Origin of the sequence: Hymenobacter aranciens, from assembly GCF_030580865.1 — a bacterium.
In the GTDB taxonomy this organism is placed as follows: domain Bacteria; phylum Bacteroidota; class Bacteroidia; order Cytophagales; family Hymenobacteraceae; genus Hymenobacter; species Hymenobacter aranciens.
Genome location: NZ_JAUQSY010000008.1, coordinates 287,716 through 304,811, shown reverse-complemented (window position 1 = coordinate 304,811; position 17,096 = coordinate 287,716). Strand labels below are relative to the sequence as shown.

The window sequence follows — 17,096 nt, the reverse complement described above, 5'->3', positions numbered from 1 at the left end:
GGGATAAATGACGGCCTCCAGAGGTCTGCTAATGCCTTGCTGGTGGCAGATAAGGCCCGCATCAGCTCAAATCATGCCGTGCTGGTGACAGATAAGGTCCGCATCAGGTCAAATCATGCCGTGCTAGTAGCAGGTAAGGTCCGCCTGAGCAGTATCTATGCCGTGCTGGTGGCAGGTAAGGCCCGCCTGAGCAGTACCTATGCCGTGCTGGTTGCAGATAAGGCCTGCCTGGGTAAAATCTATGCCTTTTCTAGTAAAGTGAATGTCTGCCTGAGCTGCATCGATGTCCTCGTGACTGTAGTGGCGGCCTTGGGGCGGGCGGCCCGGTAGCGGCACAAAAAAGCGGTCGGCCGCTGGCGCTGCCCCCGTCTATTGGCCAGCAGTCACAGTCGCTGCGCTCCTTTAAGACTGCGGCCAGCCCCCGCCAGCGTCCGCCTTCACACAATCTACACAGCCCGCGAATCTTCCCGCCCCGCCGGCTGTTTATCTTCGTAGCCTGAAACTGATAGAATACCGAACGACTACTTACTTGCTCTTTCCCCAACACTTCGAACAAAAGATTGGCTTTGCTACCCTGCGGCAGCAGCTCGAAGCCAACTGCCTCTCGGCCCTGGGCCGCCAGCACGTGGCCCGCATGGAGTTCCAGACCAAGCACGAGCCCCTGCTCAAGCTGCTGCTCCAGACCGACGAGTTTGCCTACCTGCTGCGCTCCGGCGCCGACTTCCCCGCCTCGCACTACCACGACGCCCGTGCCCACTTCAAGCGCGCCGCCCTGCCCGGCGCCTACCTCGACGTGGAGGCCTTCTACGAGGTGAAGATGAGCATGCGCACCATCCGCCAGGCGCTTACCTTCTTCTCGCAGGCCGACGAGGGCGAGTTTCCCGCCCTGCGCCTGCTGGGCGTCGGCATCCAGGTGGATAGAAACCTACTGGCCGCTTTGGATAAAGTGGTGGACGACGACGGCAACGTGCGCGACGACGCCTCGCCGCTGCTGCGCCAGATTCGGCAGGAGCTTATTCAGCGCCAGCTGCAATTGCGGAAGCAGATTGCCGGCATCCTGCGCCACGCCAAAACCGAGGGCTGGATTCCCGGCGACTCCGAGCCGACCATTCGGGGCGGGCGGCTGGTGCTGCCCGTCATCGCCGAGCACAAGCGCAAGGTGAAGGGCCTGATTCACGACGAGTCGGCCTCCGGCCAGACCGTTTTCATCGAGCCGGCCGAGGTTTTTGAGCTCAACAACGACATCAAAGACCTGCAGAATGCCTACCAGCGCGAGCTGATTCGCATCCTCACCGCCCTCACCGACCAGCTGCGCCCCCACCTGCCCGATTTGCGCAAGGCCTACGACTACCTGGGCTTGCTGGACTTCATCCGCGCCAAGGCCCGCCTGGCCGTGCAGCTCGACTGCCAGATGCCGGTGCTCTTCCCCAAGCCGCTGGTGGCCTGGCGCGGCGTGCGCCACCCGCTGCTGCAGCTGGCCTTCGCCGAGCACAAGCGCGAAAACGGCGACCCCCGCCAGGTAGTGCCGCTGGATTTGGAACTGAACAACGAGCAGCGCCTGCTGGTAATTTCGGGTCCGAACGCGGGCGGCAAATCCGTCAGCCTGAAAACCGTGGGCCTGGTGCAGTGCATGCTGCAAATGGGCCTGCTGATTCCCTGCGCCGACGGCTCAGCGGCCGGCGTGTTCGACGATATTTTCCTCGACATCGGCGACGAGCAGAGCCTGGAAAACGACCTCTCGACCTACTCCTCGCACCTGCTGGCCATGAAGCAGTTTATGCTGCTGGCGGGCAAGAAAAGCCTGGTACTGATTGACGAATTCGGTACCGGCACCGAGCCCAGCCTGGGCGGCGCCATCGCCGAGGCCGTGCTGGAAGAATTAAACCGTAGTCGGGTATTTGGTGTCGTCACGACCCACTATACTAATCTCAAGAACTTCGCCGAGCGCACCCCGGGCCTCGTCAACGGTGCCATGCGCTACGACCCCGAGCGCCTGCAGCCGCTCTACCGCCTCGAAGTGGGCAAGCCCGGCTCCAGCTTCGCCATCGAAATAGCCCGCAAAATCGGCCTGCCGAAGGACGTGGTGGAGCGGGCCAGCCAGCTCGTGGGCAAGGATAAAATCAACTACGACCAGCTGCTCGAAAGCCTCGAAAAAGAGAAAACCGAGCTCGAACAACGCACCGCCGAAGCCGCCAAGCAGGAGCGCCGCCTCAAGAAGGCCGCCCAGGAATACGCCGACCTCAAGAAGCACCTCGAAGACACCCGCCTCGAAACCCTGCGCGAAGCCAAGCAGCAGGCCAAGGCCCTGCTGGTAAATACCAATCAGAAAATCGAGGCCACCATCGGCGAAATCCGCCGCGGCAACGCCGAGAAGGAGGTCAATAAGCAGGCCCGCGAAAAGCTGGACGAGTTCGTGCGCAAGGAGCTGCAAATCGAGCCGCCCAAGCCCCGCCCCACCCGCGAGCTGGCCGCCACCCACGGCCTCGCCGCCGGCGACAAAGTGGCCCTGCTGGGCCAGGAAGGCCACGGCGACGTAGTGAGCGTGAAAGGCAAAACCGCCGAGGTGATGTTCGGCGGCCTCAAGACCCTAGTGAAAGTCAACCAGCTCGAAAAGCTGAGCCGCGCCGAAATCCGCGAGCGCGAGACCGCCGCCAAAGCCGCCGCCTCGAAAAACGCCACCGGTGGCAACATCAACATGACCTCCCGCATGGCCGACTTCAGCCCCACGCTCGACCTGCGCGGCGAGCGCGCCGAAGACGCCCTCACCAAAACCATGAGCTTCGTGGACGACGCCGTGATGCTGGGCATGCCCGAAATCAAGTTCCTCCACGGCCGCGGCAACGGCGTGCTGCGCCAAGTGGTGCGCGACTACCTGCGCTCCCAGCGCGCCGTAGCCAGCGTAGCCGACGAGCACGCCGATAGGGGCGGGGATGGGGTCACCATCGCCGTGCTGAAGTAAGGCGCTGGCCGTGCTTTAGCGCAGCACTGTCATGCTGAACGCAGTGAAGCATCCTCTCACGCCGCAACGATTTCGTTATAGGGTGAGAGGATGCTTCACTGCGTTCAGCATGACAGTGCTATCAGCTAGGTTGGCGTATTTTGCCGCTTCTCTGGTTCATCAGAGCTTTGTTATGTCCGCACGTTTCCTTGCTGCCCTGCTGTCGGGCGCCACTATGCTGGCCACCAGCGGTTGCCACTCCACCCCCGATACACCCCGCGAGCCAGCCGCTGCTACGCTGCCGCCCGCACCGTCGGCCAACCCGTTCGGGCCGGTGCAAGGCATCTGGCAGCTCGATTATTACCCCGATTCGCTGCTGCTGGAAAAGGACGTGTATGCGTATTCCAAGTGGAATTCGGCGTATGCCGCTACGCTGCGTTTCATCGGCGACAGCTGCGCCATGAGTGGCTGGCACGAGGAATTCGGCTACCGGGCACGGCCCAGGGCCACCGGCGAGTACCGCCTGGGCGGCGACGGGCAGTTCTGGGACCTGAAGCTGCAGAACAACCGCCTGCTGTTCCGCGAAACCCTCATCTCGGGCAACGAAACCACCGTTTCGCCGTGGTACCCCTACCACCGCGTCAAGGAGGTGCTCACCCCGAAGATGGTGGAAAAGCAACTGGCCCAGCGGGTGTTTGCTGGCCGCTACCGCCGGCTGCACAGCGAGCGGCCCGCCGACAGCATCATTACCCTGGGACCCGATTTTCGGGTGCGTGGCCTGCCCGGCGTGAGCTCCTACCACGTAATTGCGGCCATGGACTGGGACTTCCTGCTGCCCAACGGCTTCAGCTGGCGCGACGCCCGGGGCAAAGACCTGGGCGAGTATTCCTTCGCGTTTTCGGGCGACACCCTGCGGCTGCACGGCTACGAAAGTCGTCCCGAGGACGACCGTTTCCCCAGCGGCGTGGAAATCACGGCTCCCAAAGCCACGTTCCTGAAGCTGCCCGCCCGCGCCGCCCAGTAGCCAGGGAGCCCGCGTTGCGCGCCCGCCAGCCTCCCCCGATATTTGCCCCATGACAAACCGGGGCCCGCGCGACACGCTCTTTTACACCCTCACCATCGGCGGCTTCTCGGCGCTGATATATGCCGTGTTGCAGGCCGGCAAGCAGCTGGAGCACACCGCCCAGGTATCGCCGAATGGCAACGCCTGGCAGGATTTCCTGGCCGCCCTGCAGGCCGGCCTGCACGCGCCCCTGGCGCTGCTGCTGGCCCAGATGGTCACCATCCTGCTGGTAGCACGGGGGCTGGGCTGGGTGTTCCAGAAGCTGGGGCAGCCGGCGGTGGTGGGCGAAATGGCGGCCGGCATCATGCTGGGCCCTTCGCTGCTGGGCCGCTACTGGCCCGAGGCCATGGCCGGGCTGTTCCCGGCCAGGTCGCTCGACAATCTGAAGTTCGTGAGTCAGATTGGGATGCTGCTGTTCATGTTCGTGGTGGGGCTGGAGCTAGACTTAAGTAGCCTGCGCGGCAAGGCGCACAAGGCTGTTGTCATCAGCCACGCCAGCATTGTCATTCCGTTTTCGCTGGGGCTGGGGCTGGCGTATTTTCTGTATGAAAACTGGGCGCCGGCGGGCGTGCAGTTTGCCTCGTTCGGGCTGTTCATGGGCATTGCGATGAGCATCACGGCCTTCCCGGTGCTGGCCCGCATCGTGCGCGACCGGGGCCTGACCGGCACGCCGCTGGGCACGCTCGTCATCACCTGCGCCGCCGCCGACGACGTAACCGCCTGGTGCCTGCTGGCCGCCGTGGTAGCGCTGGTGAAGGCCGGCTCCTTTGTCAGTGCCCTCTATATCGTGGCGCTGGCCGCCCTTTACGTGCTGCTGATGCTGCGCGTGGTGCGCCCGCTGCTAGCGCGGGTGGTGCAGCGCTCCCCGGCCGGCGTGCTTAGCCTGAGCAGTCTGGCCGCCTTCTTCTTCACGCTGGTTTTCTCCGCGCTACTGGCCGAAGTCATTGGTATCCACGCCTTGTTCGGGGCCTTCCTGGCCGGTGCCATCCTGCCCGCCGACGACCAGCTGCGCGAAACCGTGCGCGGCAAGGTGCAGGACGTGGCCGTGCTACTGTTGCTGCCGCTGTTCTTCGTTTTCACCGGTTTGCGCACCGAAATTGGCCTGCTGAATACAGCCGATGCTTGGCTGGTCGGGGCGGCCATCGTAGCCGTGGCGGTGGCCGGCAAATTCCTGGGTAGCGCCCTGGCCGCCCGCGCCGTGGGCTACGGCTGGCCCGACAGCCTCAGCGTGGGGGCCCTCATGAACACCCGCGGCCTGATGGAGCTGGTGGTGCTCAACATTGGTTACGACCTGGGCATCCTCAGCCCCGGCATCTTCACCCTGATGGTGCTCATGGCCCTGGCCACCACCTGCATGACCGGCCCGGCGCTGGATTTGATTCAGCGCCGCCAAGTAGCTGGCTGATTGAGCTGAATGAGCTTTAATGGGTTTCAAGAAACCTGCTGAAAAAGGTAGGGCAAGGTGACTTTGTGCTGCTTGCTTTGAAATACAAAGTTCTTTTGCATACATTTGCTCCGTTTGAAAGAAATGGCCTTCTCTGCGCTCGTCACTCAACCCGCAATTCCATGCAAAACCTCCGCAAACCACAGTGGCTGTTCATGATTAATACCGGGCCGCTGGTGGTGCTATTTGCCATGTGCTACGGCATTTACACAGTTATCCACTCGCTACTGCCGCCCGAAAGCGTGGTGCTGTGGCAGCGTTTTGGGGCCGGGCTGGGGCTGCTGGGGCTGGGCACGGCGGGCTTCGCGGCAGTGCAGCTGCGGCGCGAGCAGCTGCTGGGCGCGGTGTACAGCCTGGTGCAGATAGGGGTGTGCAGCGGCCTGCTCGCGCTGGTGGTGTTCCAGTCGGATAGCACCATCCCGCGCAGCGTGCCGCCGTGGATGGTGCCCACCGACCCCGGCCTGATAGCGTGGACCTTGCTGATGCCGACGCTGGCGCACGCCGTCCTGGTGCTGGTAGCCCGCTTCACGCCTGAGGGCGAAGGGCGAGTGCTGCCCAGCCTATTGCTGGCTCTGGGTGTGCCGCTGGGCTGGTGGATGGTTGGAGGGTTGCTGGGTTTGTTGCCTTGGGATTACCTCTTTCCGCACATAGCCGAAGCTCTGCTGCTGCTGGCCGCCGTGATGAGTACCATTAGCTTCTTCTTTTTCCTAATACGAACGGCCTACATTCTGGCGCAGAAAAAGGGTGGCTTCTGGGCGGGCAGCGGCTGGGTATTCCGGGTATTGGTGGCCTTGGTGATGCCCTTGCTCGGCTTGGCGGTGAATAGCGGCGTGCTGCTGAATGATGTGTTGGGCAATATCGGCGGAGGAATATTCGGCGATTTTTCCAGCCCGTGGTTTTACATTCTGGCGGCGCTGAATGGCGTGCTGCTGTGCCTGCCCGACAGCCCCCGCCCGGCGCTACGGCTGGTGCAGCTGCTGGGCCGGGCGGGCCTGTTTGGCTTCACCCTGTACTTCGCGGTGGTTTTTCTGCCGTTTTTGCCGCTGTCGATACCGGCTATTCTGGTTTTTGGCGTGGGGTTTCTGATTCTGACGCCCGTGCTGCTATTCGTGGTGCACGTGCGGCAGCTGGGCGACGACCTGGCGGCCCTGCAGCCGCACTACGGTCGCCGGCTGGTGCTGGCGGTGCTGGTGGGCGGGCTAACGGTGCTGCCGCTCTACCTCACGGCCAGCTATTGGCACGACCGGCGCACCCTACACGAAGCGCTGGACTACGTGTATTCGCCCAACTACGCCCAAGCCACTCGCCTCGATGCCAACGCGCTGCAAACCACGCTCGGCACCATCCGGCAGCACAAAGAGCGCCGCCGGGGCATGGACTTTGGGCGGCACCAGCCCTACCTGTCCACGTATTTCAACTGGCTGGTGCTGGACAACCTAATGCTGTCAGAAAGCAAGCTGGCCGATTTGCAGGTTATTTTTAACGGCCAAAGTCGGCCCGACTACCAGCCCGCCCCGCCGCCCACCCAGCAGCCTGCCGATGCGCCGCAGCTGCGCACGCTCACGGCCACCAGCAGCTACGATGCCCGCCAGCAATCCTGGGTAAGCTGGGTCGATTTGACGGTGGCAAATCCCCAGGCCGGTTTCGGCGACTGGGAGTACACCACCAAATTCCAGCTGCCCGCCGGGTGCTGGGTGAGCGACTACTACCTCACCATCGGGCAGCGGCAGGAGCGGGGCATCCTGGCCGAGAAAAAGGCCGCCGCCTGGGTGTATGCCCAGATTCTGAACGAGCGCGCCAGCCGCGACCCCGGCTTGCTCTCCTACGACAATACCCGCGAAGTGTCTCTGCGCGTGTACCCCGTCATCGGCGCAGAGCCCCGCCACACCCGCATTCAGCTGCTGCACAAGGAGCCGTTTGAGCTGAGTGTCGATGGGCAAAAGCTGACCCTGGGCAATGCCAGCGCGCCGCCCGTGGCTGCCCCCGTCACCACGCCCGACAGCAGCGTGCTTTATCTAAGTGCCACCGCCAAAAGCCGTTTGCCGCTGGTGCAGCGGCGGCCTTACTATCATTTTCTGCTCGATGCCTCCACCCAGCGCGGCCTGCCCACGGCCTACGCTGCCCGCATCAATAACCAGCTGACTCAGAAATTGCCCAATGGTGTAGCGCCCCGCTACAGCCTCGTGAATGCCTACACGACTACCCTGCCCGCCGGGGCCGACTGGCGGGCCGAGCTGGCCCGCGAGCCGGCCCACGGCGGCTTCTTCCTCACTGGGGCCATCCAGCGGGTACTGTTTGAGGCGCAGCAGCATCCCGGCCCCACGTACCCCGTCATTGTGGTGGTGAGTGAGCATTTCACCGGCGCGGTGCTGGCCGATAATTTCGAGAGCTTCCAAAGCGCCTACCCCGAAAGCGACGTTTTCTACGAGCTGAATCCGGAGCAGCAGCTGCTGGCGCATTCGTTGCGCGCGCATTCGGCGGTGCCGCTGGCCGATGCGCCGCGGCCCGGCCCCGCGCCCGTCGTGCGGGCCTGGCCCACGGCCGCGCAGCCCCGCGCCTACCTGGCCGATAACCAGCAGGCCGAGCTGGTGCTGAGCCATCCGCAAGCCTCGCTGCAACCGGCGGCCACGGCCAGCAGTCGCTGGCTTACCGGCCTGCTGCTGAGCGGCTACTCGCAGTGGCAAACCTTCCACCCCGAAAGCACCGACCGCCAGCGGCTGCCGTTCCTGCAGGCCAGCTTCCGGGCGGGCATTCTCACACCCTTCACCTCGTTTCTGGCCCTCGAAAACGATGCCCAAAAAGCAGCCCTGCGCCGCAAGCAGGAGGAAACCCTGGCCGCCAACGCCAACCTCGACGTGATGGAGGAAGACGACCTGCCGCCCGTCGAAACACCCATCGACGGCGGAGTGGGGCTGCTGCTGCTGGCCGGCGTCGGGCTGGCGGGCTGGGCCCTGCGGCGGCGGTAGGAGGACTGCGTGCTGGCCGCCGTTTAGCGCGTAGTGCGTAACGGCAGGCCGAACAGTGGTGGGAGTTTCCAAACTCCCTGCCGTGCAGCGGCAAGCTGGCGGCTGGGCTTTCGGAGCAAAAAGGCGCGGTATCGGATGGCCGCTGCGCGGCCTTGAGTCTGGAGACTCACCCCACTTAGCGGCCAGCAGTCACGGTTGCTACGCTTCCTTAAGACTGCGGCCAGCGTAACGCAACTACACAAAAAAAGGCGACCCCCGTACCGGGAGCCGCCTTTTTCAGCAACTAAGCGAGGGAAGGTTACTCCACCACCACGCGGCTCACCTGCACGGCTTCGGGCGTCGTCACCTGCACCATGTAGATGCCGGATTTCAGCGTCGTAGCGTCCACGTTGAGGTCCTGGCCGGTGTAGGGCTCGGTGCGTTCCAGCACCACGCGGCCGGTCACGTCGCGCAGCACCACGGTGGCGGTGCGGGCGCTGGTGCTGGCCAGCTTCAGGCTGAAGCTGCCTTTGGTGGGGTTGGGGTAGGCCTGCATGGTGCTGGTTTGCACGGTGCCGGTGCGGGTGGCCAGCACCAGGCGGCAGGCTGTGAAGCCCTGGCTTTGCTCGGCAATGCGGGCAGCGTACTCCTGGTAGTAGCGGTTGGTTACGTGCGCATCGTGCACCACCAGCGTATTCTCGTCGTTTTCGGTATCAGCCGAGAGGGTCCAGTTGTGCGAGCCCACAAACACGGTGGGGTCCGACTGCGAAGCGCCGGCGTCCACAATCAGGGTTTTGTGGTGCATAATTCCGAACCCAGCACCGCTGCGCTTGATGATGAGGCGGTTGCCCATGGTGGGCTTCATCAGGCGGAACGAGAAGCCAGCGGTGCCGCTGGTGTCGTTCACGAGGCCGTCGGAGCAGGCGCCGATGTTGCGGGTCGAAATCTGGTTGGCGATGGCGCGGGCCAGGTCGGCGCGGGTGATGAGCATCGACTCGAAGTGCAGGTCATTGTTGGCCGAGGCAATGGCATCGAGCAGGCGGCTGTTGACGTTGTCGGTGGGCGAGAAGTACGACTCGACGTGCTTGCCACCGATGTTGAGGTGGTGCGGAGTGTTGTCGGTTTTGCGCGAGCCAAACAGGTTGGCGCCGGGCGTGGCAGTGCTGCTGCCCCACATTTCCTCAAACTCGACCGTGTACACGCGGGCCAGCGACTGGTCCTGCACGGCAATCACGTTGTTGGCATCGGTAGTGAGCTGGGCCGAGGTCCAGTTCATCGAGCCCGTCCACACCCACGGAATGTTGGGGTTAGCATTGTTGGCATCGATAATCACAAACTTGTTGTGCATGATGCTGCTGGTGTTGCTGGAGCCCCCGGCCGGGCGGGCTACCCGCGGAATAGCGGCCGTCAGCTGGCCCACGCTCACGTTGGCGTTGTCGTCTTCGTAGATAACGCGCACCCGCACGCCGCGGCCGAAGGCGCGGTTCACGGCGTTCAGAATGGCGCTGTTGTTCCAGTTGTAGATGGTGATGTCCAGCGTCTGGGTAGCGCGGTCGATGTAGCGCAGGGCCAGCGTATCGGCAATGGCGCCGCTGGTGGCGGCTACCGCCACGTTGCCGGGCAGGGCCAGGGTCGCATCCACGGCGCGGTTGAAGTAGTTCTTAATCGTGCCCGTCGACAGCGACTGCGTAATCATGGGCACCACGCGCGACTCGGAGCGGCCAACGCTGTTCACCGAAATGGCCTGCACGTAATAGATGGTGGCGGGCTGCAAGCCGGTCAGGGTCTGGCTGTGGGTGGTGGTCAGGGCCGGGTTGGCCGCCGTGGGGGTGAAGGGGCCGTTGGGCGAGGTGGCGTAGGCCAGCTGCGTGCTGCCGGAGTTCTGGGTGTTGAAGCTCACCGTGAAGCCCGTGGTGCTGATGTTGGTGGGCAGCGGCGAGCTGGTGAGGTTGGGGGTCAGGCCCTGCACGAAGTCGGCATACTTCCGGTTCAGCAGCTGGTAGCCGCCGGTGACGGCCGTTGTGGCATTGGTGCCCGGCGCATACTGGCTGATGATGCCGATAGCATCGAACGTGCCCGAGGGGCTGGGCTTGCCGATGAGGCCGTCGGCCCCGCCGGAATTAGCTGGCACGTAGGTGATGAGCGGGCAGGTGCCATTGAGGCGGTACGAGGTCTGAGCCGCGAAGGCCGACACGGGGCCGCCGGTAGTAGCGCAGTTGGTGGGGTGAGACGTGAGCGAAGTCAGGCCGTTGATGCGCACCAGCTGGCCCTCATACTGCTCGGCAAACACCGACGAGGCCTGCGCCGCCGTCACCGTTACCGGGGCGGGCAGTGGGCGGTTGCCGGCCAGCACCGTCAGCGACTGCACGGGGTCGATTTCGAGCAGGCCGCGGAACATTTTCAGGCCACCAGTCACGATGATGCTGTCGCCGGGTACCAGGGGGTTCAGCAGTGCCGCAATGGTAGGCGAGCCCGTGGAATACACCCCGATACCCGCCGTACCATCCTGAATGTAGCGGATAACGCTCACCGTTGAGCCCAGCTCGCCACCGTTGGTCACGATGCCGCGCACCGTTACTACGGGGCCAGCCACGCCGTTGGTGGCGGGAGCCTGGGCCCGCGCCTGCGCAATGGTGATGGCCGTTTGGGCCGAAGCCGTCTGCCACCCGCAAGCCAGGCTCAGCAGCGCGGCCAAAAGAGTAATTTTCTTCATAAAAGAAAGAAATGGGGGAAAATGAAGCTGATTCGAAAAAGGACCGTAAAGGTCTGGAATTTTGCGTGAAATACTGGTGAAAGCCAGGTTATGCTTATGAGAACTATAAAAACAGCACGTCATGCTGAACGCAGTGAAGCATGACGTGCTGTTTTACACTTGGCCGGCCCAACAAGGCCGTCTAGTTTTTAGTGCCGATGCGCAGCTTTTTCCCCCCGCTGGCCGTGATGAACGGCACGGCCGGGGCCGTTTCGGTGCCGGCGGCGTTGCGCGAGCTCACCTCCACGTAGTAAGTGGTGCCGGCAATGAGATTGTCGAGCGTCAGGCTGTGGCGGGTGGTGAGGGCCGCATCCACGCGGCTTTCCTTCAGCTCCTTGGCGTTGAGGCCGTAGCGCACGCGGGTGTCGCCGGGATTAAGGGTCGAAAACACGATGGTGAAGCCGCTGCTGGTCACGTTCACCGGCACGGGCTCTTCGGTGAGACGGGGCAGGCCGCCGCCGCGCACGATGTCGGCCGCCACGCGGGGCAATAGCTGGTAGCCGCCGCTGCCGCTGGGCGCATACTGGCTCAGGATGCCGCGCACGTCGAAGGTTTCGCCCGTGGGCAGGGCGTGGTCCACGAGGCCGTCGGGGCCGGTGCTGCTGTTGCTGACACGCACCAGGGCGCCGGGCAAGCCGTTGACGAGGTAGTTGGAGTTGCTGCTGAGGCTGGCGGCGTCGTTGCCGTTCGGCGAAACCAGCTTGGTTACGCCTTTGATTTCCAGGAGGCGGCCTTCGTTGGCTTCGGTCATCAGGCTGGCGGCCTGGGCGGCGGGCACCTGCAGGGCGCGCAGCCGGGAGCTGCGGCCCAGCGTGTGCACCGACTGCACGGGGTCCATTTCCAGCAGGCCATTGTAGTTTTTCAGCAGCCCCGTCACCTGAATGCTGTCGCCGGACCGCAGCTCGCCAAAACCAGGCACTTTGGCCGACAAGGCATACAGCGCCAGGCCCGCCTCGCCGTCCTGCACGTAGCGGATGTTGCCCAGTTCGGCGCCGTTAATTACCACGGCGCGCAGCGTGACCGTGGCACCGGGGCCAGCGGCGCGGGCAGCCTTTACGCTCAATACGGGCGGCACGGCCGGCTCGTCCGGGTTGAAAAAAGCAGCAGTGGCGCTGCCCAGCAGGCTGGCCAGCAAAAGCAGGTTTGTCATCATCAGAATAGAAAGAAAAACGGACCGGGAAGCCGAAGCGCTCCGCAAAGTTCGGACATAAAATCGGCATTCGTCGCAGAGCGGCCGCCACATACGCGCCCGGGGCGCCAAACCGTTCTGGGCCTACAAAATGTTAACTTCCGGGTGCAGCTCCACGCCAAACTGCTCCCGCACCGAGGCAATAATGTCGCGGGCCAGCCCTAGCAGCTCGCCGCCGCGGGCGCCGCCCAGGTGCACCAGCACCAGCGCCTGCCGGTCGTGCACGCCGTGGGTGCCGGCGCCGGGGCCGCGCCGCTGGCCTTTCCAGCCCGCCCGCTCGATGAGCCAGCCGGCGGGCACCTTCACGCCGCCCGGCACGGGGTAGCCGGGCAGCTCGGGGTGCCGGGCCTTCAGCGCGTCGTACTGCGCCTGCGGAATCTCGGGGTTTTTGAAAAACGAGCCCGCGTTGCCAATCTGGGCGGGGTCGGGCAACTTGGAGCGGCGGATGTGTACCACGGCCCGGCTCACCTGCTGCGGGGTGGGCGGCCCGGTCACGCCCTGCTCGGCCAGGGTGGTCTGGATGTCGCCGTAGCGCACGTTGGGCTGGCCCTGGCGGTGCAGCTGAAACAGCACGGCCGTCACCACAAACTGCCCTTTGAGCACATTCTTGAACACACTCTCGCGGTAGCCAAAGGCACATTCCTCGGCCGTGAACTCGCGCACGGCCCCGGTGCTGATTTCCACCGCCTCCAGCCGCTCAAAGGTGTCGCGCAGTTCGGCCCCGTAGGCGCCGATGTTCTGCAGCGGGGCCGCGCCCACCGTGCCCGGAATCAGCGACAGGTTCTCCAGGCCGCTCAGGTCCTGGCCGAGGGAATACTCCACCAGCCCGTGCCAGCTTTCGCCGGCGCCGGCCCGCAGTAGCACGGTATCGGTAGTCGGGTCGTCGGCTATTATTTCCAGCCCGCGAATCTCGTTCTTGAGCACCACGCCATCGAAATCCTGGGTAAACAGCAGGTTGGAGCCGCCACCGAGGATGAGTTTGGGCGCGGCCTGCACCTCGGGTAGCTGCAGCAGCGCCCGCAGCTCGGCCACCGAGGCGAAGCGGGCGAAGTAGCGGGCCCGCACGTCGAGGCCGAAGGTGTTGTAGGGGAGTAGGGAGGTGTTTTCTTCGAGCTGAGGAATCATGCCGCAAAGGTAAAGTGTGAGGTAAACTTTAGCTTGCCGTGATTCGGTGTTTGGGTCTTGGGTCTTGGATATGAACTTTCCTAAACACCGAACACCGAACACCGAACACCGAACACCGAACACCGAACACCGAACACCGAACACCCAATACCGAATCACGGCAAGCTAAAGCTTACCTCACATTAGGCTCCACCACTTCCACCTTGATGTCCACGTCTTCCGTCGGCCAGTTATCCTGCGGGTCCACGGGCACGGCGGCAATTTTGTCGATAACATCCAGTCCTTCGATAACTTCGCCGAACACCGTGTACTGCCCGTCGAGCCCCGGGGTGCCGCCCACGGTGGCGTAGGCCTGGGCCTGGGCGGGCGTGAGGGGGCGGCCGGCGGCGGCGCGGGCCTGGGCGGCGGGCATCTTCGCGCCCACCACGAAGTAAAAATCGGTGTTCGACGACAGGCGGCCGGGGTTTTCCTCGTCGTCGTAGCGGGCCATGCCCAGGGCGCCTTTGCGATGGAAGTGGTCCGGGCGCATCTCGGGCGGCAGGCGGTAGCGCCGCAGCCGGATGGTGCGCGGCTTAAACGTCTGGCCGCCCTGAATGGCAAAGCCCTTCACCACGCGGTTGAACATCGTTTCGTCGAACACGCCCTTGCGGGCCAGCAGCAGGAAATTGGCCTTGTGGATGGGCGTATCGTCGTAAAGCTTCACCCGGATGGTGCCGAACCTGGTTTTCACCCGCACCTCCGAGGCCGGGTATTGCTGGCCGTAGGCCAGTAGCGCGGCCGGGGCGGTGCTGTCGGTGAGGGCCGCGATGTCGGGGCCGGGGATGGTGGCGGCGGGCGGCGGCGGGGGCGGCGGGGCGGGCTTATCAGGGCCGCAGTTGCTGAGCAGCAGGGCGCTGGTCAGGGAAAGGAGCAGAGGTTTCAGCGACATAACGAGCGGAAAGCAAAAGTGAAAGAATAAAAAAGAACGTCATGCTGAACGCAGCGAAGCATCTCGCCTGCAGCAGTAAACCCGGTTAAGAGGAATTACTGCCACAGGCGAGATGCTTCACTGTATTCAGCATGACAGAGCCCGCGCTCAGCATGACATTCTACGGAGGAGGCAGCGGCTTACCAGCCAGCTGGCGCCTCTTCCTTCTTGGGCTTGTCTTTTTTCTTATCCTTCTGTTTGGTCGTCTTGCCGTCTTCCTTCACTTTAGCTTTCACCTTGGCGGGCTCGGGCTCGGCAGTTGGGGCGGGGGCAGCGGCCGGTGCCGGCGCGGCTTCGGCCGGTTCGGCGGCGGGTGCGGGGGCCATGTCCTTGGCGGCTTTGATTTCGTCGGCGCCTTCGGCTTTCTTCACTTTTTGCTGGGCCAGCAGCAGCTGGTCCTGGGCGAGGGTATTTTTCTTCCACGACTCCAGCTCGGTGGCAAGCTTTTCCTTTTCCTCCTTGCCCTGCTTGGGCGGGGTCATCAGGGCGTTGAGGTCGGGCTTGCCGGCTTCCTGCCAGGCCGTCAGCCAGAACGAGGCCACGGCATTAGGCGCGCCTTTCAGGCGGAAGTCGACCATGCCGCCCACCGCTTTTTCGTACTCGGCGGCGAAGGCGTCGGAGTAGCGGCGCTGGGTTTTGCCGTAGCGGTGCGTGAAGGTGTAGCGCACCTCCGGCTTCATGGTTTTCTCAATCTTGGTGGCTCGGTCAAACGTCTCGCCCAGGAAGCCGAAGCTCTTCGTGATTTCCGTCCACACGGCCGTCAGCGGGTCCTTCAGAAATTTGGGTGCCGTCGGGTCGTAGAGCTTGTAGTCCTGAATGTATTTCTCGGGCAGGGTGCTTTCCCAGAGCGAGTGCAGGCCCTTCTGGTCGGTCATCTGGCCGTCGTAGTTTTCGGTGGTGTGCAGCGGCACGAAGGAGTCGCTGATGTAGTGTCCCAGCTCGGCCGAATACTTGATGATGGCCGTCGTGTCCTTGTCGCGGAAGGCCGTCACGAGGTCGTCCTTCATATTCATAATCACCCACGGCACGGTGCCGTACTTCTTAAGCGTGTCGGCGGTGTATTTCTCCACGGCCTTGTCATACTCGCGGGGCATCTTGCCGAAGGGGTCATCTTCGGAGTAATGGTCCATGTCGATGTAGTGCTTGGGCCCCTCGCTGGGGTCGTCGTTGCGGCGCTCGTCGGGCGCGGTGCTCTGGCGCACCAGCTCGGCCATATGGCGGTAGTAGAACGCCTGCATAGGCGAAGGCAACTCGTAGATGGCCAGCTGCGTGATGGTGCGGTGGCCAAAGAAGCCCCAGGCACTGGCCGAGCCGGCCGTGATGGCCGCCAGCAACAGGGGAAGCAGAAGTTTTTTCATGGGTGGGAAGGGGGCCGGAAAGCGGACCCGCCTGCGAAGGTACAGCACGGCCGGCAAGCCCGTTGCCCACCCGGCGGGCGAACGTTCGGCCCGCCAACGGGGTTTTTACCCCGCGGCTGGCGCCGGGCGTTGTCTGGTCCGGCCGTAGGTTTGTCTTCTTATCTGGTTTCTAATTTGACTGTCATGCGCTTGTTTGCCGGAGTTGCTTTTTCATTATTGGTTGGTGGCGCGCTGGCGGCCCCCTTGCTCACCCCGCCGCCCCCCACGGGCGTGTACCGCTCGGCGGCCCAGTACCGCCGCAGCCAGCCCGCGCCCGCCGGGGCCGAGGTGCGCGCTTCGGATAAGCGCCAGGGGCTGATAGTGATGCAACGCCAGGGTTCCCAGGCTTTTGGTAAAACCGTGGTGCCCTACGACAGCGTGTGGGGCTACGTCAATGAGAAAGGCGTCGGCTACCGCTTGTTTCAGGGCGAGGAATACCGCATCGAGGCCGCCGATACGCTCACCATTTATTCCAACAACGCGCCCAACCGCAACGCCGGCAGCGGCGGCCCGGCCATGCGCACCTACACCGCCACTGGCTATTATTTCAGCCGTGGCCTCAGTGGCCTCATCTTTCCCCTCACCGAAAAAAATCTGCGCCTGGCCTACGAGGCCGGTAATCCGGCCTTCGTGGCAGCCGTCAAAGACCTGGGGACGCTCCAGGCTCTGAGTGATTTCGACAAGAAAACCGGAACCTACCGGGTGGTGAGGCTGTACCGGGACACGATGGGGAAGTAGCAATTAGTAGCGCGAACTACAAAGTTCGCGCTACTAATTGCTCGGCGCGGCCTGCCGCCGCTCCAGCAGCTCGGCCAGCTTGTCGAAAATAAAAGTGGTGGCCTGCTCGCGGATTTTGAGGGCCCCGCCGGCAAAGTGCTGGCGGAACTCGTGGGCGTGGCCCTCGAGCAGGATGGTGACGAAGACCGTGCCCACGGGCTTGTCGGGCGTTTCGGAGGCACCGGGGCCGCAGAGGCCGGTCACGGCCACGCACACGTCGGCCTGGGGCAAGTGGCGGTGCAGGCCGAGGGCCATTTCGTTGGTGGTCTGCTGGCTTTCGGCCGAGTAGGTGGCCAGGGTTGCCTTTTTCACGCCCAGCAGCTTTTGCTTGGCCTCGATGTGGTAGGTCACCACCGAGCCCAGCAGCACCTGGCTGATGCCAAAGGCCGGGGCCAGCTGCGCCGCCACCAGGCCGCAGGTGCAGCTTTCGGCCAGCGCCAGGGTCAGCTTTTGCTGAATGAACTGCTTGGTCAGCGCATCGACGTTGGGGGTTTTCATA

General features: G+C 63.9%; 12 protein-coding genes. 6 read left to right on the top strand and 6 right to left on the bottom strand.

The features are described 5' to 3' along the window. The first annotated feature begins 42 nt into the window (after window positions 1-42). The 5 genes from Q5H93_RS13965 (at window position 43) to Q5H93_RS13945 (ending at window position 8,411) form a co-directional block, all read left to right on the top strand. Window positions 43-330: a hypothetical protein gene (locus tag Q5H93_RS13965; RefSeq protein WP_305007173.1), complete on the top strand. Its 288-nt coding sequence runs from the start codon at window positions 43-45 to the stop codon at window positions 328-330. A gap of 199 nt (window positions 331-529) precedes the next feature. After that, window positions 530-2,959, top strand: a complete 2,430-nt coding sequence (locus Q5H93_RS13960) for an endonuclease MutS2 (RefSeq protein WP_305007172.1) — start codon at window positions 530-532, stop codon at window positions 2,957-2,959. A gap of 172 nt (window positions 2,960-3,131) precedes the next feature. Continuing rightward, the gene (locus Q5H93_RS13955) at window positions 3,132-3,962 is read left to right on the top strand and encodes a hypothetical protein (RefSeq protein ID WP_305007171.1); all 831 of its coding nucleotides are present in this window, start codon (window positions 3,132-3,134) and stop codon (window positions 3,960-3,962) included. Between the two features lie 49 nt (window positions 3,963-4,011). Beyond that, window positions 4,012-5,406: a cation:proton antiporter domain-containing protein gene (locus Q5H93_RS13950; protein ID WP_305007170.1), complete on the top strand. Its 1,395-nt coding sequence runs from the start codon at window positions 4,012-4,014 to the stop codon at window positions 5,404-5,406. 161 nt (window positions 5,407-5,567) lie between these two features. After that, window positions 5,568-8,411 (top strand): MSEP-CTERM sorting domain-containing protein, encoded by a 2,844-nt coding sequence (locus Q5H93_RS13945; RefSeq protein WP_305007169.1) that lies wholly within the window; start codon window positions 5,568-5,570, stop codon window positions 8,409-8,411. A gap of 298 nt (window positions 8,412-8,709) precedes the next feature. Here Q5H93_RS13945 and Q5H93_RS13940 read toward each other — a convergent pair whose 3' ends face one another. The 5 genes from Q5H93_RS13940 to Q5H93_RS13920 form a co-directional block, all read right to left on the bottom strand. Beyond that, window positions 8,710-11,103, bottom strand: a complete 2,394-nt coding sequence (locus tag Q5H93_RS13940) for a phospholipase D-like domain-containing protein (protein WP_305007168.1) — start codon at window positions 11,101-11,103, stop codon at window positions 8,710-8,712. A 181-nt stretch (window positions 11,104-11,284) separates the two neighbouring features. After that, a complete protein-coding gene (locus tag Q5H93_RS13935) occupies window positions 11,285-12,292 on the bottom strand; it encodes a fibronectin type III domain-containing protein (RefSeq protein WP_305007167.1) in 1,008 nt (335 codons plus the stop codon). 123 nt (window positions 12,293-12,415) lie between these two features. Next, the gene (gene murB, locus Q5H93_RS13930) at window positions 12,416-13,456 is read right to left on the bottom strand and encodes a UDP-N-acetylmuramate dehydrogenase (RefSeq protein WP_305007166.1); all 1,041 of its coding nucleotides are present in this window, start codon (window positions 13,454-13,456) and stop codon (window positions 12,416-12,418) included. A gap of 172 nt (window positions 13,457-13,628) precedes the next feature. Further along, entirely contained in the window at window positions 13,629-14,384 is a 756-nt protein-coding gene (locus Q5H93_RS13925) for a peptidylprolyl isomerase (RefSeq protein WP_305007165.1), read from the bottom strand. A gap of 179 nt (window positions 14,385-14,563) precedes the next feature. Continuing rightward, window positions 14,564-15,781 carry a zinc dependent phospholipase C family protein gene (locus Q5H93_RS13920; protein WP_305007164.1) on the bottom strand — a complete coding sequence of 406 codons (1,218 nt, stop codon included), beginning with the start codon at window positions 15,779-15,781 and terminating at the stop codon, window positions 14,564-14,566. Window positions 15,782-15,964: 183 nt separating this feature from the next. On the opposite strand from Q5H93_RS13920, the gene Q5H93_RS13915 reads away from it, so the two are divergent. Continuing rightward, complete coding sequence (locus Q5H93_RS13915; protein WP_305007163.1) at window positions 15,965-16,558, top strand: hypothetical protein; 594 nt, start codon at window positions 15,965-15,967, stop codon at window positions 16,556-16,558. Window positions 16,559-16,591: 33 nt separating this feature from the next. Here Q5H93_RS13915 and Q5H93_RS13910 read toward each other — a convergent pair whose 3' ends face one another. Further along, window positions 16,592-17,095 carry a CinA family protein gene (locus Q5H93_RS13910; RefSeq protein WP_305007162.1) on the bottom strand — a complete coding sequence of 168 codons (504 nt, stop codon included), beginning with the start codon at window positions 17,093-17,095 and terminating at the stop codon, window positions 16,592-16,594. Between the last annotated feature and the right edge of the window lies 1 nt (window position 17,096).